Source organism: Janibacter sp. HTCC2649, assembly GCF_000152705.1.
Lineage (GTDB): Bacteria > Actinomycetota > Actinomycetes > Actinomycetales > Dermatophilaceae > Knoellia.
In genome coordinates, this window is sequence record NZ_CH672413.1 from 1,391,944 (window position 1) to 1,415,928 (window position 23,985).

Genomic DNA, 23,985 nt, shown 5'->3' on the forward strand with positions numbered 1-23,985 from the left:
TCATTTGCCGGCAGGGGTGGGTGTCGACGGCATCCACTCGCTGACGCCGGGTTCGGTGCGTCCGTTGGGGCCCGAGATGACGTCGAAGCCCAGGGTGAACATCGAGCGCCACTGGTCGACCGTCAGCCGCTCGGCGTTGACACCGGACTGTGGCTCGGTGAGCAGCACGCTGCCGTCCGGGCTGTGGATGTCGAGGTAGAACGTCGGCGCACCCGACTCCTGCTTGACGAGCAGGACGTAGATGTAGCCCTTGGACTCGGTCGCGACGTCGAGGTAGGTCACGCCAGTGCTCGCCGCCTCCCGCAGTGGCAGGTAGGAGACCACCTGCTGCACGACGAGATCTCCGTTGGGCGGCTTGGTGATGTGATGGCGGGTGAAGTTCGTCGTGTCCTCCACGAGCCACGAAGCACCCACGCTCTCGAGTGTCACGATGAGCGTCGGCGCGATGTAGGCGTCGAGGTAGGGAACGCCGTACTCGTCGCTCTCCAGACGGAGATCGAGGACCAGGCCCGACGTCGTGTCGGTGAGCAACCAGAGGTGCCCGGCCGTCGTGGTGAGCACCGAGTACGCATCCGGTTGGTTTCCCGTCGACCCGAAACCGGCGCGGGTGAGCGCGTCGATGAGGGTGGCATCCACCACGCCCGCATCGAGGTGGGCGACCACGGGGGCCGGGTCCTTGACCGCGAACTTGGGCGCGGAGGGTGCCTTGGCCCCGGCCTGGAAGGCCTGGACGAGAGCCGGCGGCGCCTCGTGAGCATCGAGGTCCTTGACGAACTGCGTCCCGATGAGGAAGTGCGGTTGACCCACGGAGAAGCAGGCGACGGGGTTGCCCATGACGTCGAAGGCCTGGATGCGGCGGTTGCCCTCCTCGAGCACGAGGATGCGCCCGTCAGCCGTGATCGTCAGGGCCTGTGGGTTCTGCATGAGACCCTCCCGCACCCCCTCCCCGGCGAGCGGCATGGCGCAGGGCGCGTCGTCGCTCGGCAGGGCGGCCGCGGGGAGCTTGAGGCAGTAGAGCTTGTGGTTGACGTAGTCGACGCCAACGACGTAGCCCTGAGGGTGGACCGTGAGGCCCTGCAGGTTCCCGGCGTTCATGAACCGACCCCAGGCCGTGGTCCCTTCGTAGTCGAACGTGTGCGTGCCGAGGCCCTGGTCCAGGTCGACGCCGCGCAGGTAGAACACGGGGTTCGCCGCCGTGTGAGAGCGCGGGTCGAGATAGAAGTTGTCGAGGCCGGGCACGGGGTAGGCGTAGACGGCGATGTGGCTCGTCGTGGCGGTGGTCTTCGGGTCCTTCGCCGCCGCAACCGGGTCGGTGACGGTGACCAGGTCGAGCTCGTAGAGCGGGCTCTGACCGGCCACGCCGATGGTCCAGGCCGACCCCGCGGTGACGACTGCCACCTGGCTGCTGCTCGGCAGGGTGCGACCGAAGCCGGCGAACTCATGGGCGACGTCGGGCGGGACGGGGCCGGCGACCAGTTCGCCGGCCATCGCGGAAGGCAGGGGAAAGAGCTCGGTGAGTCCGAACTGGTCGTAGGCGATGAGGGTCGGAAGGCTGAAGCCACGGGTCGGCTCGAAGATGAGGTCCTCGGGTCGGGCGAGGGTCGAGATGCTCTGCATCGCATACATGGGGACGTCCTGCGGCTGGTCGCCGTGATCGAGCGGCAGGTTCTGCCCGCTGGCCATCCAGGCGTAGCCCAGCTGGTAGGCCGTGTTGTTGTGGACGATGTTCTGCAGGAAACCGAGGTGGTGACCGGTGGGCCCCTTGGGCAGCGGATAGGTGGCTGGCAGTGGGGGCACCTCGTGCTGGGTGTCGACCACCTTGAGCTCCGAGTCGGTGCTGTCCGGGATCGGGGCGAGCGCCACCGAGAAGGCCGCGCCGGTCGTGGTGTCGCTGATGGTCCACGAGGAGTGTGGCGTCACCACGGTGATCTTCGCTGTCGCGGCGAGCGGGTTCCCCTCTGCGGCAAAGGCGGCGACGAGGTCTGCCGAGGGGCTCCCGCCGGCGTCGAGCCCGGACGCGAGCGCCGCCTTCAGGCTGAACCGCGTGACCCTCCAGACGTGGGTTCCGCCGGCATACGTGAGCGCCTGCTTCTGGCTGTAGGTCGTCGTCGGGGTGAGCGGCACGAGCACCTCGGTGATGGCGCCCTCGACCGAGATGGAGTCGCCGCTCGTCGGGACGGCGCTGACCCACCCACTGGACCACTGACCGCACAGCCAGTTGGTGTCGGAGTAGAGGCCCGCGGTGACCTCGACCTTGCCCCCGGCGGGGATGTGCGTGAAGGTCACGACGATCGGCTCGTCGTGGACAGCGGGCATCGGCCCGGCGAGCGTGTAGGTCGTGCCGCCGCCCTGACCGGGGGCCGCGGGATAGGTGACGCGCACGACGTAGTGGTCGCTCACCAACGGCCACACCGGCTTCTGGTTCTTGGTGCCGTGCTTGGGATCGGGGCTGACCGTGACCTGCAGGTCCATGGTGCGCAGGACATCGAGCTGGTAGGTCGCCGGAGACAGCACGCACTCGACCGTCGTCGCCGTGAGCGAGGCCAGGGAGGCAGCGATGCTCACCACCTTGAGGGCCCAGCCCGCCACGGGGACCTGCTCCAGCGCCTCCTCGGCGGTCATCTCGGCGACGAACTCGGCCGTGGCCTCTGTCAGCCCCTTGATGGCGGCCTTGGCGCCCATGACGATGAGGCGCTCCATGATCTTGCCGAACACGACGCCGGTGGCGATCCCCGCGAGCTTGGACAGCACCATCTTGCCGAAGCTCGAGTCGAACGTGCCCGCACCGGTGACGATGCCCGCCGCCCCCAGACAGCCGGCCACGGCGAAGAACCCCACGCCCCACTCCTCCTGGAGCCACTTGATGAAGGGGTTGATGATGTAGACCTGCGCCAGCATCGCGATCGCACCGATGCCGTAGCAGACGATGCCCGTCGCCAGGACGCCAACGATGTCGACGTCGCTGTCCCAGTCCGTGAACCCCGACGCGCAGCCGAGGCCACCGAGCAGGATGGCGGCATGTGTGGCGTCGTCGGGCCACAAAAAGGACAGTTCGGTGCGCTGGGTGAGGAAGGGTGTCGGCGCTCCGAACAGGGCCGAGCCCGCCGACGAGAAGCCGAGGTAGTTCTTGGTGTCACTGGGCTCGACGAAGCCGCGCACCATCTCGAGCGGCAGCCGGTCCTCCCACGTGAAGGGCTTGCTCGGGTCCTTGGGGTTGGTCGCCGTGATCTTTGCCCTGCTGATGGCGGTGCCGTCGGACCGCAGGAAGGAGACGTAGAGCCCGAGGTAGCGCGACGGCCAGTTCTTCACCGGGATCGTCAGCATCTTCTTGTCGTCGTCCCAGGTCAGCTCCGTGTCGTACAACCACAGGCCGTAGGTCGACGTGACGTTCTTGACGCCGAACGCGCTGGCCGATGACGAGAGCGCACCCGCACTCGTGGCGGCGGCGACGGCCGGGGCGACGGCGGCCAGCGGTCCCGGGCGTCCACCTCGCAGGTCGGGGCGCAGCTGCGGCGCGGGCGTGGGAGCGGGGGTCGCCACGGGCATCGGCGCGGGCATCGGCGCAGGCGTCGCAGGGGCAGTGGCAGTGCGCTCGGTGGTGCCGGTCGGCTGGGTCCACATCAGTCCGCGCAGGGCCGAGTCGTCCTTCGTGGCCCGCAACACGTCGGAGACGACCGCCGTCGCCGCTCCGATGACTCCGAGGTCCGATGAGTTGCCGGCGGGCGGGTCGTACTCGTCGGTGAGGTCGTAGGTGGCCAGGCCCGGAGCGTTCGAGCCCGGAGGTGTGTGCCACGTGGTGATCTTCTCGCCGTTCTTGTAGACCAGCTCCGTGTTGGCCTCCGCAGGCACGAGCGGCCCTGTGCCGTCAGGGTTCTGCGACCACGAGACCCACGACTTGTTGTACCAGCAGCTTTCGCTGTTCGGGCCGTTCTCCTGGAGGTAGGTCACGAGGTCCTGGAAGGAGATCCCCTCACTGACGTAGGTGTCGAGGACGTACTGCGCCACCATCCCGTTGACGGTGCCGATCTCGGGGTGCTGCATGACGATCGACTGCGCCGTGACGTGCGGCGGCTTCACCGCGGTCGCCGCGAGGTGGACCCCGTGGTAGTTGTCGAACGTCGCCTCGCGCTCGACCCCGTAGCTCGCGAGCGCAAGGTGATGCCGGCCGCGGTCGCGATAGCCCGGCATACGGTGCAGTGCGTCCTCGACGTCCTGGCGGCCCACGTGCATGAAGGCCATCGCGATCTCCGGGAGCGGGTGCTCATCGAGGGACGGGAAGACGACTCGATGCATCGCCACCCCCCGCACCAGCAGGGGCGCCTCCTCGACGAAGTGGGTCATCTGGGTGAGCTGGTCCTCCTGCACCAGGGCCAGCGCCGCATTGGTGGACCGGTGCTCGTCGAGCTTGGACGGCTCGTCCGCATAGCGCCGCAGCGGCACACCACCGGGCACGCCGCACAGGAGGCGGTACTCGAGCTCGGACGAGTGGGCGGAGAGGTCGAAGTGCAGGGTGCTCGGCTGGACGGTCATGATCTCTCCTGGGATGGGGTCCTGGTGCGGTCCGGGTGCGGTTCAGATCGGGCAGATGAAGTTGCCGTCGGGGTCGGGGACGCAGAATGGCGGTCGGGACAGGAAGCGGGCCCACATCCACTGGTCATAGGGCAGGCCGCTCGAGGTGTTGGCCGACACCGGGGCGCCATTGGGGCAGATCGTGCTGGTGCCCGGCGACAGCACGCTCGAGGGCAGGATCGTGATCGCGCAGGGGACGTTGACGAACTCCTCCTGGCCCGGCCCCGACGACCGGACGATCCGGATCATGCGTCCGTAGACGTCGAGCCCGCCGTCGGCTGACGGGAGCGCGGTGAACTCGATGTAGCCGCGCGCGCTGCTGAACGGGTCCTCGGCGTCGTTCGAGATCCGCCAGCCCTTCGTGCGCAACGACGTCACGGTGGCAATCGCGCTGAGAGGAACCGACGAGCCGCCGAAGAGGGAGACGACCGTGGCGAGGGCCGAGCGCACGGTGATCGTCGTGTCGACACCGCGCACGGACGACGAGAACGACAGCCACAGCGTGTAGGTCGTCGCCCCGTCGATGACCTGCCAGGACTCGGGCGTCATGTCCGTCGTCATCGTCGCGGTCGCGGCGAGGGGGTGTCCCGCCTTCTCGAAGGCGCTCCGGATGCTCGCCGCGACTGCCCCGTTGCCGCAGGCGCTCATGAGGCTGAGCGGGAGGAAGAACGACGCAGAAACGGTGTATGCCGTTCCGCTCGCCACTCCGAGCGCCGGACTGTAGTCGTTGTCGACGGTGCGGAACACGACCCACGAGTTCGATCCGTCGGTCACCCGCCAGTAGACACCGATGGTGAGCACCGCCAGCAGTGCCGAGCCGGACAGGGTGATGCCGGCCTTCTTGAACGACGTCGCCACCCCGATCGGCACGGCGCCGGTCGCCTGCATCTGCGGCAGGACTGCGGTGGGCACGGTGAAACCCTTGGTGGCTGCCTGCAGCTCCGGGACGGCGATGACGGCCTGGTCCGGTGGGAGGCTGAACAGCCACACGCCGGCAGCTGCTTTGGCATCCGAGGGATCGGCCACCGCCACCGCGGCGTTGGACAGGATGACGTCACGCAGGGTGGCCCCGGTGAAGTCGGCCCCCTGGAGGTTGGCACCGTTGAACGACGGCTGGCCGCCCGTGGAGTCCACCGACACGGTCGCACCGATGAACTTGGCGCCCGTGAGGACGGCGTAGTCGAAGTTGACCCCCGTCAGGGACGCCTGGCTGAGGTCCACCAGACCGAGGTTGGCGTTGTTGGCCTGGAGCCCCTCGATGATGGCCTTGTTGAGGTTCACGGTGCGCCCCTGGGTGGCATAGAGCTGCGCACCCGACGCGCGCACGCCGAAGAGGTTTGCACTCTTGAGGTCGACGTCGACGAGGAAGGCGTTCGTCAGCACCGCCGGCAGGGTCGGTTGGTAGACGGTGAGGGACTTCGCCGCACTCCCGGGAGTCATCGACTCGAGGAACACCAAGTAGGTCTGCTCCACTCCGCCGCCCTGCACCGACCACGCACGGTCGGGCGCGAACGTCGACTGCCGCACGGCGAACGGTGCCGTGAGTGGGTGCTTTGCCGTGGCGAAGGTCTCGGTGACCACGGCCGCATCGGCGGAGTCGAGCGCCGCTCGGAAGGCGGCATACGTCGGCTGGTCCGACCCCACGCGGAAGACCTCACCGACGGCGCCGAGCTGCGCCCCGGTCAGGTCCGCCCGGCGCAGGCTGGCACTCGACAGGTTGGTCCCGTGCATGCCCACACCACCGGTGATGGTGGTGTGGTCGAGCACCGCGAAGCCGAGGTTGGCGCCGTCGAGCTTGCTCTGGTCCAGCACACAGCCCGTGAGATCGGCGCCCGAGAAGTTGATCGTGCGCAGGTCGTAGCCACTGAGATCGAGCCGTTGGATCCTGGCGCGGGGAAACTTCGTCTGCGCATTGATGACGAGGTTGCCCGGATAGATGTCCAGCCCGCCCCCATCGGGGTTGTTGAGGGTGGCACCGGTGAGGTCCGCGCCGGAGATGTCCATCTTCCCGGTCACGGAGGAGCCGGTGAAGTCGACCCGGGTGAGCGTGGCACCCACGAAGCTCGTCTGGTAGATGTTCGCTGCCCGGACCAGGATCGCATCGGTCATCACGGCGCCCGCGAACACCGCGTGGGCCAGGTTCGTCGAGTCGGTCAGGTCGGCGCGGGCGAAGGTGGCACCCGTGCAGTCGGCTCCGGAGAGGTCGACGCCCACGAGCTTGGCGTCGTCGAAATGCGCCTGCTTCAGTGTGGCTTCGCCGAGGATGGCGTGCGGCATGGTGGCGTGTCGCAGGTCGAGGCCCGTCGCCCTGGCCTTCTGGAAGCCGGTGCCCGAGGAGAACGTCACCCCCGACAGGTCGGCTCCGGTGAGGTCGCTCTTGCTGAGGTCGATGAGCTGTTTGGCCGCGGCGAAGTCGGTGCCGTGCAGGTCTGCCCACGAGAGGTCCGGCTCGTTCGTGATCCCCTGGGCCAGGATCTGCGTGAGGCCGACCGTGACGACGCTCTGGTCGAACTGGGACGACGCGGTCGGCGCGGCTCCGTCGACCGGGACGACACCACCCGCGACGACGCTCCACACCAGGTTCGTCGGGTGGTCGCGGTCCCGGCCGAGGTCGACGACGAGGACGGCCGCCCCCACCCCGGCGCTGCGGAGCGTGAACCAGTTGGCCGCGTCCGGGGTGCCCGCGGTCGCTGCGTAGGTCGTCCCGGTGCCCACGACCCAGCGACCGTCGAGTCCGCTCCGGAGCCGGAACGCCGGGTCCGTGCCATCGCCGTTGAAGCGGTCGCTGTGATCGCTCGGTGGGGCGCCGGCCCGCAACACGCCCGACACCGGGTCGACGAGGACGTGGGTCGACCCCTGACCGAGGACCCACTTCCCGAGGAACACGGCCTCAGCCGTGCTGCAGCGGCAGGATGGTGATGAGGATCGCCGTGGGACCCATGGAGGAGTCGCTCTTCAGGGACATCGACCCCGACTGGCCAGCCTTGCCGGGAAGCCCGGCGTGGCCGGGTCCGAGCTGGCCGGCGGGAGGTGCCAGGGTCCCGTCACTCTTGTGACCGCTGGCTCCGGGAGTGCCGGCGCCGCCGGGTTGGCCCTCGTCACCAGCCCGGCCCGCCCTGCTGTCGACCGAGACCAGGCTGCTCGGCAGGCCCGAACCCAGAACCACGGTGAGGTTGCCGCCTGAGCCGGCGTTGCCTCCGCTGCCCGCTCGGCCGCCCATCCCGCCGCGCCCGCCGGAACCTCCGGCGATGACGTCCCGACAGGCCTTGGGTTGCTTGCCCGCGTTCCCTCCGGGGCTGCCGTTGCCACCCGTCCCGGCGGTGGCGCCCTTGCCGCCGTTGCCGCCGTGGTTCCACACGTCCAGTGAGGCACCGACGAACTCGTCGCACGTGAACCTGCCACCGGGGGCGCTCTCGCCGTTGACGCCCGAGTTCGCCGGTGGCGCCGTGCCACCGTCGATCCCGGGGAGTCCGGGACCTGCCGGGTGCTCGCACTTGATGCCGAAGAGGTCGGCCTTGCCCGGCTCCCCGTTGCCTGCCGGGCCGAGGGGTGGCCCGTCCTTGCCGGTGGGGATGGGGTCGGGCTGGACCGCATCCGGGCCGTCGGCCCCGCAGAACATCAATGTCGCCGTCACGGTCATCGCCTCGTCCTCTCGTCAGCTCGGGTTCTGTTTTTTGCCGTTGAGGAAGAACTGGCCGCCCTTGCCCGCAACGCCCTTGTGGCCGTAGTCCCCGCCGCCGAGGGACCCGCCGCCGCCCGTGCCCGCACCTGGCGCACCGCCGGCGCCCGGGTTCCCGCTGGACCCTCCGGTGCCGGGTTGGATCGTGGCTGCGAAGGTGGGGCTGCCCTGGGCGAAGGTGATGTAGATGTCGCCGGCATCACCACCGTCCGGACCGTCTCCCCCGGTCCCGCCCTTCCCACCGGGCCCAGCAGGGCCGCTTGCGTTCGCCGAGCAGTCCGAGGGTTTGCTGCCCGGAGGACCACCGTCCTGGCCGGTCCCGCCCGTGCCACCCGGACCGCCGTTGCCCGCGTTGCCGCCCTTGACCGTGAGGACGTAGTGGCCCTCCATCACGGCAAGGTCGATCTTGATCTGGTTGCCATTGCCCGGAGTGCCTCCGTCCTGGCCCTTGATCCCGGTGTTCCCGTGGACTCCTGGGTTGCCCTGGCCGGGCTGCACCGAGCAGCTCTTCTTGCCCTCCACCCCGGGTGTCCCCTGCGCTGCCTGAACGGGGTCGATGCTCGCGGGCAGCGGAGGCGCCGGTGCCGCGGCATTGTCCTTGCCGTCCGGACCAGTGTTGCTGATCGTGTTGTCGGACATGGCGCTCAGCTCGCCCCGGGTCCGGGTGCGTCGGACTTGATCATCTTCTGGCAGTGGAAGTCGACGTTGCCCTCGAACTTGATCGATCCTCCGGCATAGATCGTCACCAGACCGTAGATGTGCCCGCTCTCGGCCGTGATGACGTAGGGGCTGTTCGCCGTGGTGATGACCAGCTCCTCGGCAGCGAAGACCGGAATCACCTTCGGGTAGTCCATCGCGTTGATCACGTCGCGGTAGCTCTCGACCCGACTCGAGTTGCCATAGAGCCAGACGAGGTGCGCGTGATGGATCTCGGCGAGTTCCTCGGCGCTCGCCTCCTTACGGGTCAGCTGGCTGCGCTCACCAGGCCATTCGTCGGGGATGCGGTGGTGCTCTTCCATGAGTCCGCTCGTGTAATGACTGTCCGGTATGCCGGCCAGTTCCTTGAGCGTGCCGACGTCCTTGACCGTCATGAGGTGAGGTCGAATCGTGGACACGTCCGGGTCGGGACTGGCCACCAGCTGGCCCGGATGCGTGTCGGGGCCCACCAGGGCCGCGACGTCGGCGGGCTCGATCCCCGCCTGCGCGAGTCGTGCTCGAAAGGCCGCCTGCTGTGAGTCGGTGAGGTCGCTGAGTGGCATGGACGCTCCTCGGTGGTGTCAGGTGATGGATGGTGTGGGTGAGAGAGCGGGAGCTGGCTGACGGGCGTCCTCGTAGAACGCGATGAGGGACCAGCGGTCACCGTGCGTGACGCGGCGGACTCCGTGGATGAGGGCCCCGGGATGGCTGATGGCCCAGCCACGCCGCCGCTCGACCACGCGCAACCCGCCATCGAGCAACATGACCAACTCGCCCCCGGAGGTCTGGTCGGGGTCCTCGAGCGGCACGTTGACGGTCCAGTGACTGTCGTCGGGGTGGAACGGGATGAAGGGTCTCGTGCGCTCGGAGAAATGACGCACGAACACTCCCCGCGGCACGGCGTGATCGGGTGCGGCGCCCTGCAGGCGCCGGGTGACGCTCTCTCCCAGGACCGCCTCGAGCTCGTCGAGCCCGAAGTCGACCTGGTACTCGGGTCGACCGTCCACCGAGTCGATCACGAGCCCGCTGAGCCGTTCACGGGCCCGGTGCACGAGGGTCTCGCACTCCCAGTCCTCCAGGACCGACGTCCGGGTCACGTCGTCGCTGCCCGTCGGCTCGACCCCGCGCGTCCCCACCGGTCCGATGGCTGCAGCGGTGGCGGCCGAGAGCGCGGTGAGCGCCTCGATCTCCTCGGCCCGCAGGGTCGCCAGCTCCTCCGAGCGGTCGAGCAGCCTGGCGGAGATCTCGCGAAGGACGCGTCCCTCGTCGGCCCTCCCGGCGGCACCGACGGAGCCAGCTGGGCCAGCTGCGTCGGAGGTGTCCGCGGTGTCGGCGGGTGTTTCCCCGTGTGCCCGGGCAGCAGCCCCGACCACGGAAGCGCTCGGACGTGGGGCGGACAGTGGCAGGGCGGTGGCCATGAAGAACGCCGCCACGTCCGACATCGATGCACCGCACGTCGAGGACGCCGCCCCGGTGCGTGCCAACGACGGCACGTCGATCCCGACCCGCATCACGGTCCCCCGCCCGACGAGGCGACTCGTGAGGTATCCCCCGCAGACCAGCACACAACGCGGGGCCAGTTCCCACTGCTCGGCGTCGTCGCCGTCACCGACTGCGAGGTGGCACTCCCCACCCTCGTCCAGTCGCACCCAGGCCACGAGGTCGGTCCCGGCACGGGCACCCTGCTTCTCCTCGTCCACCGTCACCACGGCTGGCGGCTCGACGAGGGCCCCCATCGTCGCGATCCCCCGTGTCGTCAGCACCTCGTCGACGACGTCGACGACGCACCGGAAGGCCTCGAGGAGGTTCGACGAGCCCGACTCCGCGTCGGTGGACGAGTCATCCGACAGCTCATCGACGGGCAGGGCGCTCACCGCGGCGAGCGCCGCAGAAGTCACCCGGCGGCTCAGCACCTCGTCCCGACGGGTCACCGACCAGAGCAGGTGGCCCCGGGGATCGACGAACGCGTGGCGTGCCCTGCGCGGACCCCGGCTCAGTGCGGCCAGCTCGACCCGGCCCCCGGCGACGGCCTGCTCCTCGACCGCCGGCCTGGGCAGCCGACGCCACCGGTCCGGCGGCGGCATGTCGAACTCGTGGACTCCCCCGGGCAGGTCGGCCCTCGAGCTCACGACCAGGTCGTAGGAGACAGACACGCGTGCCTCCGCCCCGCCGTGGGGCAGCACCTCGTGACGCTGCTTCGCAGGGAAGACGAGCAGCCGTCCCGCGACGGCTTGGTAGACCGCACTGCCATGGCTGAGTGGCCCCTGACCCGATGCCGCACCCGCCCCGGCGCCGGTCGCCAGCTCGTTGGGGTGACCGGTGTTGGCAAAGCTCAGCTCCCCGCCCGGTCCGGGCGCTCGCAGATGGACCACCGCGCTCACATGGGCCGTGGGGTGGACGTGCGGCGCCACCCGCGACCCCGGCGCCGCGACAACCGGCCACGCGCGCTGGACGAGGAGGTCGAGCTCGTGGGTGGGGTGGCCGAGCTCGGCAAGGTAGGCCCATACCCCGGCGGCCACGGCTGCCGTCAGCTCGTCGAAATCGGGATCGTGGTGCAGGGTGTCGACCCCGTCGATGTCACCCGTCCAGGCAGCGCCTTCGGCGGGTGTGCGGCCGGCGAGGGAGAGGGCAGCCAGGACGAGCCGCTCGAGGGTCTCCGGGGCGAGGTCGAGGTCCTCATGGTGCACAGCGAGCGGGAACCACGTGTCCAGAGCCATGGAACTCCTCACACCTTGCACAGGGGCGAATTCCGGGCACAAAGAAATGGCAGAATTCACTGTGTGAATTGACGCAAGCAAGGGCGGGCGCATGAATGCGTCGCGATTTCCGAAAACCCACAACGGAGCCCGGAAGGACGGGTGGAGATTGCTTTCCCGAAGCCGTTCAGGTGCCGGTCCCCGGACATTCCTGAACAATCAGTCAGACTATTGCTCCTGCTTCTTCCGCGCAAGTAAATCGTCGAAACCCACGGCCCTCGATGGGCCAGCCGTCGCCCGGCTGATCCGCCAAACCCCACTGCCACAACGTCATTGGCCCCCCACAGGCCGCAGCGCGCGCCCGACTCGGTCAGCTCACCCGGGACAAAAAATTGCCCTCCTGGGACACAACTGCGTAGCCGTGGGCCAACGCTGCCGTGCCCCAGAAGGGCAATGACTCAAGATTTCAGGCGGTGGCGACGAGTCCGAGGCTCGCGGGGGCGGCGAGGCCCGCGTGCTTTGGCAGGACGCGCACGGTGTAGCCGAACGCCCCACTCGTGTTGAGCGTGAGGTCGCCGGAGAACTGGTGACGACCGTGCTCATAGGTCTCGGTGTGATCCAACGCCATCGTCGTGATGTCGTGCAGGTCGTCGCCGCGATGGTTGGTCCGACCGTGCGCGACCTGCACCTCCACGTCCTCGGGAGCGAGGCCGTCGAGCGAGACGTAGGCGTTGACGTGCAGCGTCTCGCCGATCTCGGGGCTGTCTCCGACACCCGAGGACTCGATGTGGTCGACGCTCACCTTGGGCCAGGCCGCCTTGACCCGGGATGTGTATGCCGCGAGGTCGCGAGCGCCGGCGTAGTCGTCGTGCTTGAGTGCCCAACCGGAACGGGCCGCCGGGACGTAGAGGCGCTCGGTGTATTCGCGGACCATGCGGCTCGCGCGCACCTTGGGACCGAGGGTCGAGACCGTGTGCATGACCATCGCGAGCCAGTTCTGCGGCAGGTCGTCGCCATCGACGTCATAGAAGCGCGGCGCGACCTGGTTCTCGATGAGGTCGTAGAGCGCGTTGGCCTCGATGTCGTCGCGGCGCTCGGGGTCCTCGACACCGTCGGCGGTCGGGATGGCCCAGCCGTTGTTGCCGTCGAACCACTCGTCCCACCAGCCGTCGAGGATCGAGAGGTTGAGGGCGCCGTTGAGGGCCGCCTTCATGCCCGACGTCCCGGAGGCCTCGAACGGACGCAGCGGGTTGTTCAGCCACACGTCGCAGCCCGGGTAGAGGTGCTGGGCCATCGCGATGTCGTAGTTCGGGAGGAACGCGATGCGGTGACGCACCTCGGGGTCGTCGGTGAACTTGATCATCTGCTGGATGAGCTGCTTGCCAGTCTCGTCGGCCGGGTGGGACTTGCCGGCGATGACGATCTGGATCGGACGCTCGGGGTCGAGCAGCAGCTTCTTGAGGCGGGCGGGGTCACGCAGCATGAGCGTGAGCCGCTTGTAGGTCGGGACGCGGCGGGCGAAGCCGATCGTGAGGACGTCGGGGTCGAGGATCTCGTCGGTCCAGCCCAGCTCGGCCGAGGACGCGCCGCGCTTGATCCACGAGGCGCGCATGCGGGCCCGTGCCTCGACGACGAGCTGCTCACGCAGCTGACGCTTCACGGCCCAGACCTCGTCGCGGGGCAGGTCGGCCATGGCGTTCCACGAGGCCTCGCTGTCGAGAACCGTGGTGTCGATGGTGACGTCGTCGGAGTGGCGCGCGGCGAGCTCGTAGACCTTGCGGTCGACCCAGGTCGGGCCGTGAACACCGTTGGTAATGCTCGTGATCGGCACCTCGTCGGCGTCGAACCCCGGGAAGAGACCGTCGAACATGTCCCGGCTCACCACACCGTGCAGCTTGGAGACACCGTTGGCGCGCTGGGCGATGCGCAGGCCGAGGACGGCCATGTTGAACATCGACGCGTCACCGCCCTCATAGGTCTCGGCACCGAGGGAGAGCAGGCGGTCCAGCGGCACGCCGGCCGGAGCGAGGTCGCCACCGAAGTAGATCTCGATGAGCCGTCGCTCGAAGCGGTCGATGCCAGCAGGCACCGGCGTGTGCGTCGTGAAGACGGTCGCACCGCGCACGGCCTCGAGGGCCTCGTCGAAGGTGAGGCCAGCACTGGTCACGAGCTCACTGATGCGCTCGATCGCGAGGAAGCCGGCGTGGCCCTCGTTGGAGTGGTAGACGTCCGGGGTGGGTGCACCCGTGAGTCGCGACCACAGGCGCAGTGCCCGGACGCCACCGACGCCGAGGAGCATCTCCTGCTGGAGTCGCTGCTCGCCGCCGCCACCGTAGAGGCGCTCGGTCACGGCGCGGGCGGCGTCGTCGTTGCCGGGGATGTCGGAGTCAAGGAGGAGCAGCGGGACGCGTCCGACCTGGGCACGCCACACCTGGGCGCGCAGCTCGCGGCCGCCGGGGAGCTTGATGAGGATGACGCTGGGCGTGCCGTCCTCTTCGCGAAGGAGCGCCAGGGGCAGGCCATCGGGGTCGAGGACGGGGTAGTCCTCCTGCTGCCAGCCGTCACGGTTGAAGCTCTGGCGGAAGTAGCCGGTCTTGTAGAAGAGGCCGACGCCGACGATGGGCAGGCCGATGTCGGAGGCCGCCTTGAGGTGGTCACCGGCGAGGATGCCCAGGCCACCGGAGTACTGCGGCAGGGCGGCGGCGATGCCGAACTCAGGGCTGAAGTAGGCGATGGCCGCAGGGGCACCGGCCTCACCCTGCTCGGTGGCCCATTGCTGGTACCAGCGGTCCTGACCGAGGTAGTCGTCCAAGCCGCGCTTGGCGTCCTCGACCCGCGCGACGAAGGTGTCGTCGGCGGCGAGCCGGTCGAGCTCCTCCACCGGCGTCGCCGACAGCATGGCCACGGGGTCCGAGCCCACGCTGGCCCACCGCTCGGGGTCGATGCTCTCGAAAAGGTCGCGCAGCGGCGGGTGCCAGCTCCAGCGCAGATTCATCGCGAGGTCGCCGAGCGCGGCGATGCGGGTGGGCAGAACGGGGCGGACACTGAACCGACGGATGGCCTTCACGAGGCGTCATCCTAGGGTCACAGGTCGGCGTGGCGGAAACGTTTACTCACATGGGCCCCTGACGTGCGGCGATGACTCGTGGTGAAGGGCCTCGGGACGATAGCGTCACCGTGTGACCGCGACGCCGCTCAGCACCCCGCCCCAGACCCCGATCGGACGGATCCCCGTCCTCGACGTGTCCCCACTCGTTGATGGGGGCGCCCGCCCCACGAAGTCCGTGGTGGGCGAGACCTTCCTGGTCGAGGCGACGGTCGTGCGTGAGGGGCATGACGCCGTCAGCGCCTCGGTCGTCCTCACCGATCCTGAGGGCGTCGACCACGTCACCCAGATGGTCTGCACCAACCCCGGTCTCAACACGTGGGAAGCCGTCGTCCACGCCGACAGCCCCGGACTGTGGACCTTCCGAATCGAAGGATGGTCCGATCCGTTCGGCACCTGGGAGCACGACGCGACGGTCAAGATCCAGGCCGACGTCGACACCGACCTCATGCTCGCCGAGGGCGCCCTCCTCCTCGATCGCGCCGCCGAGTCCGAGGAGCGCACCGCCACCGGTCGAGCTGCCCTCGTCGCTGGCGCCGCCGCCCTGCGCGACGAGACCCGCCCGCCGCAGGTGCGCCTCTCCTCCGTCACCCACGGACCCGTGCACGACGAGCTGACCACCACTCCGGTGAGGGACCACATCAGCCCGACCACGGCATACCCCCTGCTCGTCGAGCGTCAGCTCGCCCTCTCGGGCGCCTGGTACGAGTTCTTCCCCCGCAGCGAAGGGGCGCTCTACGACGAAGAGACGCACACGTGGCGCTCGGGCACCCTGCGCACGGCCGCCAAGCGCCTCACCGCCGTTGCCGGGATGGGCTTCGACGTCATCTACCTCACGCCGATCCACCCCATCGGGCAGGCCGCCAAGAAGGGGCCCAACAACACGCTCGACGCGGGGCCCGAGGACCCAGGCAGCCCCTACGCGATCGGCTCCCCCGACGGTGGGCACGACGCGATCCACCCGGACCTCGGCACCTTCGAGGACTTCGACTTCTTCGTCGCCGAGGCCCGCCGCCTCGGTCTCGAGGTCGCGATGGACATCGCACTGCAGTGCTCCCCCGACCACCCGTGGGTCGCCGAGCACCCCGAGTGGTTCACGACGCGCGCCGACGGGACGATCGCGTTCGCCGAGAACCCGCCGAAGAAGTACCAGGACATCTACCCCCTGAACTTCGACAACGACCCGGCCGGGGCCTACGCCGAGATGCGCCGGATGATCCAGGTCTGGATCGACCACGGCGTCACGCTCTTCCGCGTCGACAACCCGCACACGAAGCCAGTTGAGTTCTGGCAGTGGCTGATTCAGGACGTAGCCATCGACCACCCCGACATCATCTGGCTGTCCGAGGCGTTCACGAAGCCGGCCATGATGCGCACCCTCGCCAAGGCGGGCTTCCAGCAGAGCTACACCTACTACGCCTGGCGCAACACCAAGCCGGACCTGCAGGAGTACGTCACCGAGCTCGCCACGGAGACGGCCCACTACATGCGGCCGAGCTTCTGGCCGACGACGCACGACATCCTCACGCCCTACATGCAGTTCGGTGGACCGGCGGCGTGGAAGCTGCGCGCGGCACTGGCCGGCACGCTCGTCCCGACCTACGGCATCTACACCGGCTACGAGCTCATGGAGCATGTCGCCCGCCCAGGCGCCGAGGAGCAGATCGACAACGAGAAGTACCAGTACCGCAACCGGCGCTGGGAGGACTTCGAGCCCGGCGGCGCCCGCGAGGGGCAGTCGCTGGCCTGGTACCTGCGCCGACTCAACGAGATTCGCCGCGAGCACTCGTCGCTGCACTGGCTGCGCAACATCACGTTCCACCACGCCGACGACGAGAACATCATGGCGTTCAGCAAGCGCCGTGCCGTGCCAGCAGACGCAGCCACAGGCACGCCAGCGCACGAGGACGTCGTCATCGTCATCGCCAACCTCGACCCGCACAGCACCCGCTGGAGCCGCGTCGTCTTCGACATGTCCGCCCTCGGTCTGCACCCCGACGAGGGATTCCGCGCGCACGACCTCATCACGGACACGTGGTGGGACTTCCTGCGCGAGGTCACCGTCCAACTCGGCCCCGACCACGAGCCGGTCCACATCATCGAACTGAAGAGGTACTGACCCCGTGACGACCACGCAAGGCCTGGGACTGCACCAACCGGGACTCAAGCACGACCCCGAGTGGTTCAAGACGGCGGTCTTCTACGAGGTGCTCGTGCGGGCCTTCGGTGACTCCAACGGCTCCGGCGCCGGCGACTTCCAAGGAGTCATCAACCGCCTCGACTACCTCCAGTGGCTCGGTGTCGACTGCCTGTGGCTGCCGCCGTTCTATGCCAGTCCCCTGCGTGACGGCGGCTATGACATCGCCGACTACACGCAGGTCCTGCCCGAGTTCGGCACCCTGCCCGAGTTCCAGCAGCTCGTCACCGAGGCGCACGCGCGCGGCATCCGGATCATCACCGACTTCGTCATGAACCACACGAGCGACCAGCACCCGTGGTTCCAGGCCTCGCGCAGCGATCCGGACGGCCCCTACGGCGACTTCTACGTGTGGTCCGACACCGACGACAAGTACACCGACGCGCGCATCATCTTCATCGACACGGAGACGTCGAACTGGACCTTCGACCCGATCCGTCGGCAGTTCTTCTGGCACCGCTTCTTCGGTCACCAGCCGGACCTCAACTTCGAGAACCCCGCCGTGCATGAGGCGATGTTCGAGGTCGTCCGCTTCTGGATGGACATGGGCATCGACGGGTTCCGCCTCGACGCCGTGCCCTACCTCTACGAGGAGGAGGGCCACAACGGCGAGAACCACCCCAAGACGCACGCCTTCCTCGCCAAGCTTCGCAAGATGGTCGACGAGGAGTACCCCGGCCGCATCCTGCTCGCCGAGGCCAACCAGCCGCCGGCCGACGTCGTCGACTACTTCGGTTCGATCGAAGAGCCCGAGTGCCAGATGTGCTTCCACTTCCCCGTCATGCCGATGCTCTACTACGCCATGCGCGACCAGAAGGCGCAGCCGATCATCGACGTCCTCGCGTCCACGCCCGCGATCCCGGAGGGCACGCAGTGGGGCACTTTCCTGCGCAACCACGACGAGCTCACCCTCGAGATGGTGACGCCGGAGCAGCGCGCGGCGATGTACGGCTGGTACGCCCCCGACCCCCGCATGAAGGCCAACGTCGGTATCCGGCGCCGGCTCTCTCCCCTGCTCGACAACTCGCGTCCCGAGATCGAGCTCATCCACGCACTGTTGCTCTCGCTGCCCGGTTCGCCGTGCCTCTACTACGGCGACGAGATCGGCATGGGCGACAACATCTGGCTCAACGACCGCGATGCCGTGCGCACCCCGATGCAGTGGACGCCCGACCGCAACGCGGGCTTCTCCGAGGCCGACCCGGGCAAGCTCTACCTCCCGGTGATCTCCTCTCTCGTCTACAACTACAACGGCGTCAACGTCGAGGCCCAGATGGCGACCGGCCACTCGCTCCTGCACTGGGTCCGGGGCATGCTCGGCGTCCGACGCCTGCACCCGGCGTTCGGCCTCGGGGACTTCGCCATCGCGCCCACCGACAACGACTCGATCCTCGCCTACACGCGCTCCTGGGCGGGCAGTCGCGACAGCCGCGGCGAGACCGTGCTCTGCGTCAACAACCTCTCCGACAAGCCGCAGGCGGCGACGATCCAGCTGCCCGAGCACCTCGGCGAGAACGAGCTCTTCGACCTCTTCGGTGGCGCGAACTTCCCGTGGATCGCCGCCGATGGCCGCGTCACCTTCACGATGGGCAGCCGCGACTTCTTCTGGCTGCGCGTCGGGGACGAGAGCCGTCAGGAAGCGCAGAGTCGTGGCTGAGATCCACAAGGGCGCCAGCATCACGCCCACCAAGCTCGAGCTGATCGACGCATGGATGGGGACACAACGTTGGTATGCCACCAAGGGCACCTCTCCCTCGCTGCGTCGCCTTGCGTCGTGGAGACTCGGCGACCCCGAGGGCGAGGTCGGCGTCGAGGTACTCATCGTCGCCGATGACTCGGGGCCCTCGCCGATCACCTACCAGGTCCCGCTCACCTATCGGGCCGCGCCGGTGGCCGGTCTCGAAAACGCTCTCGTCGGCCTCATGGAGCACTCGGTTCTTGGCACACGGTGGGTCTACGACGCACCGCACGACCCGGTGTATGCCGGGCAGCTGCTCGAGCTCCTCCAGGGCCGGGTGCGTGCCGAGTCCAGTGCCGCGAGTGACGCTTACGACGACACGGTCGTCGCGACTCCGGCCAGCACGTGGACCCGTGCCGTGACCGTGCAGAGGTCCAAGGTCCTCTCCGGCGAGCAGTCCAACACCTCCGTCATCCTCGACTGCGTCGATGCTGCCGGTGAGCCGGTCCCGGTCATCGTCAAGGTGTTCCGGATGCTCTCCGCCGGCGAGAACCCCGACGTCGTCCTGCAGTCGGCGCTCGTCGAGCACGGGTCCCGTCGGGTGCCGGCCGTCGTGGGGTCCGTGGCCGGGCAGTGGCCCGACGCGGGCACCGAAGGTGAGCACACGGCATACGGACACTTCGTCTTTGCCCAGGAGTTCCTGCCCGGCGTCGAAGACGCCTGGCGCGTTGCCCTCGAAGCGGTGCGCGCGGGCGAGGACTTCAGCGCACCGGCGCGTGCGCTCGGCGAGGCCACGGCCGAGGTGCACGCCATGCTCGCCGACGCTCTCGGCACCACCGAGACGACTCCCGACGTCGCACGCGAGATCGTCGCGGGGATGCGCGATCGCTACGCCGCTGCGGCCGCGGAGGTCGGCGCCCTGAGCGACCACGACGAAGCCGTCTCGGCGATCTTCGATGCTGCCGAAGGCGTCAATTGGCCTGCGCTGCAACGGATCCACGGCGACTACCACTTGGGTCAGGTGTTGCACACCTCCGATGGTGGATGGGTGCTGCTCGACTTCGAGGGCGAGCCGCTGCGGCCGCTCACCGAGCGCAACCAGCCCGACCAACGCATCCGTGACATCGCGGGGATGTTGCGCAGTTTCGACTACGCCGGGGGCGCCGTCGAGCATTCGAGCGATGCGTCCGCGCGCGACTGGGTGACCGACACCCAACAGGCCTTCCTCGACGGCTACGCCGCCACCGCTGGTGAGGATCCGCGCGAACGGTCCTCACTGCTCGCCGCCTTCGAGCTCGACAAGGCGATGTACGAAGTCGTCTACGAAGTCCGCAACCGACCGTCGTGGGTCGACATCCCGCTGGCCGCCATCGAACGGCTGGCAGCAGGCTTTGGCACGACCACGGCTGCATCACCCACCGCTCCCCAGGAGGACACCCCGTGACCCCGACCCCAGCTCACGAAGTCAGCGGTGCGATCAGTGCCCTCATCCAGGGGCGGCACCAGCAGCCCCACGACCTCCTCGGCCAGCACCTCGAGGACGGCGGCCTGCGCATCCGCGCCCTGCGGCCCATGGCGACATCGGTGCGGGTGCGGTTCGAGGACGGCGAGGAGCTGACCCTCGACCACGAGGCCGAAGGTGTGTGGACGGCGGTGCGTCCGGCCACGACGAAGACGATGGACTACCGCCTGCTCGTCGCGTGGGCCGACGGCATCGAGCACCTCCAGGACGACCCCTACCGCTTTGCCCCGACCCTGGGCGAGATCGACCTGCACCTCGTCGGTGAGGGCCGGCACGAGGAGCTGTGGACCGTGCTCGGCGCGCGGGTGCACGAGTACCCCGGCCCCCTGGGGACCGTGCGCGGCACGTCGTTCGCGGTGTGGGCCCCGCGAGCCAAGGCCGTCCGTGTCGTCGGTGACTTCAACGGCTGGGACGGGCGGATCCACCCGATGCGCCTCATCGGAGCAAGCGGCGTGTGGGAGCTGTTCATCCCCGACATCGGTGCCGGCTCGATCTACAAGTACGAGATCCGCGGCGCCGATGACATCGTGCGCGCCAAGGCCGACCCGATGGCGCGCCGCACCGAGGTGCCACCGCTGACCGGTTCGGTCGTCGACGAGGCGCACCACGAGTGGGCCGACACGTCGTGGATGACGGCGCGCGCGGCCGGCAACCCGCACACCGGTCCGATGAGCGTCTACGAGGTCCACCTCGGTTCATGGCGTCAGGGCCTGTCCTACCGCGATCTCGCCGAGCACCTCGTCAACTACGTCGTCGACCTCGGGTTCACCCACGTCGAGTTCATGCCGGTGATGGAGCACCCCTACGGGCCGTCGTGGGGTTACCAGGTGACCGGCTACTACGCGCCGACGTCGCGCTTCGGGACGCCGGACGACTTCAAGTTCCTCGTGGACACGTTGCACCAGGCCGGAATTGGCGTCATCCTCGACTGGGTTCCCGGCCACTTCCCTCGTGACGAGTGGGCGCTGGCGCGCTTCGACGGACTGCCTCTCTACGAGCACCCGGACCCCCGGCGCGGGGACCAGCCCGACTGGGGCACCCACATCTTCAACTTCGGCCGGCTCGAGGTCCGCAACTTCCTCGTCGCCAACGCGCTCTACTGGCTCGAGGAGTTCCACATCGACGGCCTGCGGGTCGACGCCGTGGCCTCGATGCTCTACCTCGACTACTCCCGCAACGACGGTGAGTGGCTGCCCAACATCCACGGCGGACGCGAGCACCTCGAAGCCATCGGGCTGCTCCAGGAGACCAACGCCACGGCCTACAAGCGGGTCCCCGGCATCGTCACGATCGCGGAGGAGTCCACGTCCTGGCCGGGCGTCACCAAGGAGACGAGCGGCGGCGGTCTCGGGTTCGGCCTGAAGTGGAACATGGGCTGGATGAACGACACGCTGCGCTATCTCGCCGAGAAGCCGATCGACCGGCAGCACCACCACCACAAGCTGACGTTCGCCCTCATGTACGCGTTCAGCGAGAACTACCTGCTGCCCATCAGCCACGACGAGGTCGTCCACGGCAAGGGTTCGCTCGTCAACAAGGCACCGGGCAACCGGACCGAGCAGCTCGCGACCGTGCGGGCCTTCCTCGCCTACATGTGGGCGCACCCCGGCAAGCAGCTGATCTTCATGGGCTGTGAGTTCGCGCAGCCCAGCGAGTGGGCCGACGGCAAGTCGCTCGACTGGTGGCTGCTCGACCAGCCCGGCCACTACCGGGTCCACAACCTCGTCAAGGAGCTCAACCGGGTCTACCGCGCCCACCCTGCTTTGTGGACGCTCGATGCACAGTCCGCCGGGTTCGAGTGGCTCGACGCCGACGACAACCTCGGCAACACCTACTCGTTCGTGCGGTTCGAGGACGCGGGTCGCGAGACCGGTGACGTCGTTGCGGCCGTCGTGAACTTCGGCGGCGACTCCAAGGAGTGGCTGCGAGTCGGTGTGCCTCGCGGCGGCCGGTGGCAGGTGCTGCTCGACACGAGTGGCTACGACCAGCACGGCACGCCCAGTCAGGCCGGGCTCGAGTTCGACGCGGTCGAGGAACCCTGGAACAACCAGCCGTTCCACGTCACCGTCCGCCTCGCCGGCCTGACCACGATCTACCTCGCGCCCGTCGTCGACGAGCCACAACCCGTTGCCGAGCCGAAGCTCGTGACCCAGGAGGAAGCCAAGTGACCGAGTCTCGTGCAGGACAGCTGGCCCAGCCCTCAGACCTCGTCGACCTGCCTCATCTGGTCACGGCCTACTACGAGCTGAAGCCGGATCCGGACAACATCGACCAGCAGGTCGCGTTCGGGACCTCGGGACACCGCGGCTCGTCGCTCAACACCGCGTTCAACGAGGACCACATCCTCGCGACCACGCAGGCGATCGTCGACTACCGGAAGTCCCAGGGGTTCGACGGTCCGCTCTTCCTCGGCCGTGACACCCATGGGCTGTCCGAGCCGGCGTGGGCCTCCGCGCTCGAGGTGCTCGTCGCCAACGACGTCACCGTGCTCGTCGACTCGGCCGATCGCTACACGCCGACACCTGCGGTGTCGCACGCGATCCTCACGGCCAACCGCGGCAAGGTCACCGGCGTTGACGGTGTGCCGGCCGGCGCCGGTCTCGCTGACGGCATCGTCGTCACGCCGTCGCACAACCCGCCCTACGACGGAGGCTTCAAGTACAACCCGCCGCACGGCGGGCCCGCGGACTCGGATGCCACCAAGATCATCGCCGCCCGCGCCAACGAGCTCATCCGCGCTGGACTCGAAGGCGTGAAGCGAATCCCGTTCTCCCGGGCTCGCGCTGGCGCCCAGTCGTACGACTTCATGGGCACCTACGTCGACGACCTGCCCAACGTCGTCGACCTCGCCCGCATCAAGGACGCGGGCATCCGCATCGGCGCCGACCCCTTGGGCGGTGCCGCAGTGGACTACTGGGGCGCCATCGCGGATCGACACGGCATCGACCTCACCGTGGTCAACCCGTTGGTCGATGCGACGTGGCGCTTCATGACGCTCGACTGGGACGAGAAGATCCGAATGGACTGCTCGTCGCCCTCGGCGATGGCCTCGCTCATCAAGCGCAAGGACGAGTACGACATCGCCACCGGCAACGACGCCGACTCCGACCGCCACGGCATCGTCACCCCCGACGCCGGCCTGATGAACCCCAACCACTACCTTGCTGTCGCAATCCAGTACCTCTACGGCGGAGCGCGCCCCCAGTGGCGTGAGGACGGCTACATCGGCAAGACCCTCGTCTCCAGCTCGATGATCGACCGTGTGGCTGCCGACCTCGGCCGCAGGCTCGTCGAGGTGCCGGTCGGCTTCAAGTGGTTCGTGCCCGGCCTGCTCGACGGCTCCGGCCCGTTCGGTGGTGAGGAGTCCGCCGGTGCGTCCTTCCTCCGCATGGACGGTTCCGTGTGGACCACCGACAAGGACGGCATCATCCTCGCGCTGCTCGCGTCCGAGATCCTCGCCGCGACGGGCAAGTCCCCGAGCCAGCACTACGGCGAGCTGACCGCGAAACACGGCACACCGGCATACGCGCGCATTGACGCACCGGCCAACCGCGAGCAGAAGGCCAAACTCGGCGCGCTCACCCCCGACGCCGTGACCGCCGAATCCCTTGCGGGAGAACCGATCACGGCCAAGCTCACCGAGGCACCCGGCAACGGGGCAGCCATCGGCGGGCTCAAGGTCGTCACCGAGTCGGCATGGTTCGCGGCCCGGCCCAGTGGAACCGAGGACGTCTACAAGATCTACGCCGAGTCCTTCAAGGGCGCCGAGCACCTCGCCCAGGTCCAGGCCGAGGCCAAGGACGTCGTCAGCGCCGCCCTCGGAGCCTGAGCACGTTCGACAA

Annotated in this window: 12 protein-coding genes; 5 read left to right on the forward strand and 7 right to left on the reverse strand. The window is 68.7% G+C overall.

Going from position 1 to position 23,985, the window contains the following annotated elements:
* The 7 genes from JNB_RS06615 to glgP form a co-directional block, all read right to left on the reverse strand.
* The gene (locus JNB_RS06615; protein WP_009775653.1) at positions 1-4,530 is read right to left on the reverse strand and encodes a hypothetical protein; all 4,530 of its coding nucleotides are present in this window, start codon (positions 4,528-4,530) and stop codon (positions 1-3) included.
* 42 nt (positions 4,531-4,572) lie between these two features.
* Positions 4,573-7,455 (reverse strand): pentapeptide repeat-containing protein, encoded by a 2,883-nt coding sequence (locus JNB_RS06620; protein ID WP_009775654.1) that lies wholly within the window; start codon positions 7,453-7,455, stop codon positions 4,573-4,575.
* Positions 7,456-7,459: 4 nt separating this feature from the next.
* Entirely contained in the window at positions 7,460-8,209 is a 750-nt protein-coding gene (locus tag JNB_RS21465; RefSeq protein WP_009775655.1) for a hypothetical protein, read from the reverse strand.
* Positions 8,210-8,224: 15 nt separating this feature from the next.
* Positions 8,225-8,887 (reverse strand): hypothetical protein, encoded by a 663-nt coding sequence (locus JNB_RS06630; RefSeq protein ID WP_009775656.1) that lies wholly within the window; start codon positions 8,885-8,887, stop codon positions 8,225-8,227.
* 5 nt (positions 8,888-8,892) lie between these two features.
* Positions 8,893-9,507: a hypothetical protein gene (locus JNB_RS06635; protein WP_009775657.1), complete on the reverse strand. Its 615-nt coding sequence runs from the start codon at positions 9,505-9,507 to the stop codon at positions 8,893-8,895.
* Positions 9,508-9,525: 18 nt separating this feature from the next.
* On the reverse strand, positions 9,526-11,661 hold the full coding sequence (locus tag JNB_RS20360; protein WP_009775658.1) for a TIGR02466 family protein: 2,136 nt from the start codon (positions 11,659-11,661) through the stop codon (positions 9,526-9,528).
* Positions 11,662-12,106: 445 nt separating this feature from the next.
* Positions 12,107-14,707 (reverse strand): alpha-glucan family phosphorylase, encoded by a 2,601-nt coding sequence (glgP, locus tag JNB_RS06645; protein ID WP_009775659.1) that lies wholly within the window; start codon positions 14,705-14,707, stop codon positions 12,107-12,109.
* Positions 14,708-14,819: 112 nt separating this feature from the next.
* On the opposite strand from glgP, the gene JNB_RS06650 reads away from it, so the two are divergent.
* Genes JNB_RS06650 through pgm form a run of 5 tightly spaced genes read left to right on the forward strand, consistent with a single transcriptional unit; the run spans position 14,820 to position 23,972 of the window.
* On the forward strand, positions 14,820-16,865 hold the full coding sequence (locus JNB_RS06650) for an alpha-1,4-glucan--maltose-1-phosphate maltosyltransferase (RefSeq protein ID WP_009775660.1): 2,046 nt from the start codon (positions 14,820-14,822) through the stop codon (positions 16,863-16,865).
* Between the two features lie 4 nt (positions 16,866-16,869).
* Positions 16,870-18,600, forward strand: coding sequence for a maltose alpha-D-glucosyltransferase (gene treS, locus JNB_RS06655; RefSeq protein ID WP_009775661.1), 1,731 nt, complete (start codon positions 16,870-16,872; stop codon positions 18,598-18,600).
* On the forward strand, positions 18,593-20,065 hold the full coding sequence (locus tag JNB_RS06660; protein ID WP_009775662.1) for a phosphotransferase: 1,473 nt from the start codon (positions 18,593-18,595) through the stop codon (positions 20,063-20,065). Before treS ends, JNB_RS06660 begins: the two co-directional genes overlap by 8 nt.
* Entirely contained in the window at positions 20,062-22,311 is a 2,250-nt protein-coding gene (gene glgB / locus JNB_RS06665) for a 1,4-alpha-glucan branching protein GlgB (RefSeq protein WP_009775663.1), read from the forward strand. Before JNB_RS06660 ends, glgB begins: the two co-directional genes overlap by 4 nt.
* Positions 22,308-23,972 carry a phosphoglucomutase (alpha-D-glucose-1,6-bisphosphate-dependent) gene (pgm, locus tag JNB_RS06670; RefSeq protein ID WP_009775664.1) on the forward strand — a complete coding sequence of 555 codons (1,665 nt, stop codon included), beginning with the start codon at positions 22,308-22,310 and terminating at the stop codon, positions 23,970-23,972. Before glgB ends, pgm begins: the two co-directional genes overlap by 4 nt.
* Positions 23,973-23,985 lie beyond the last annotated feature (13 nt).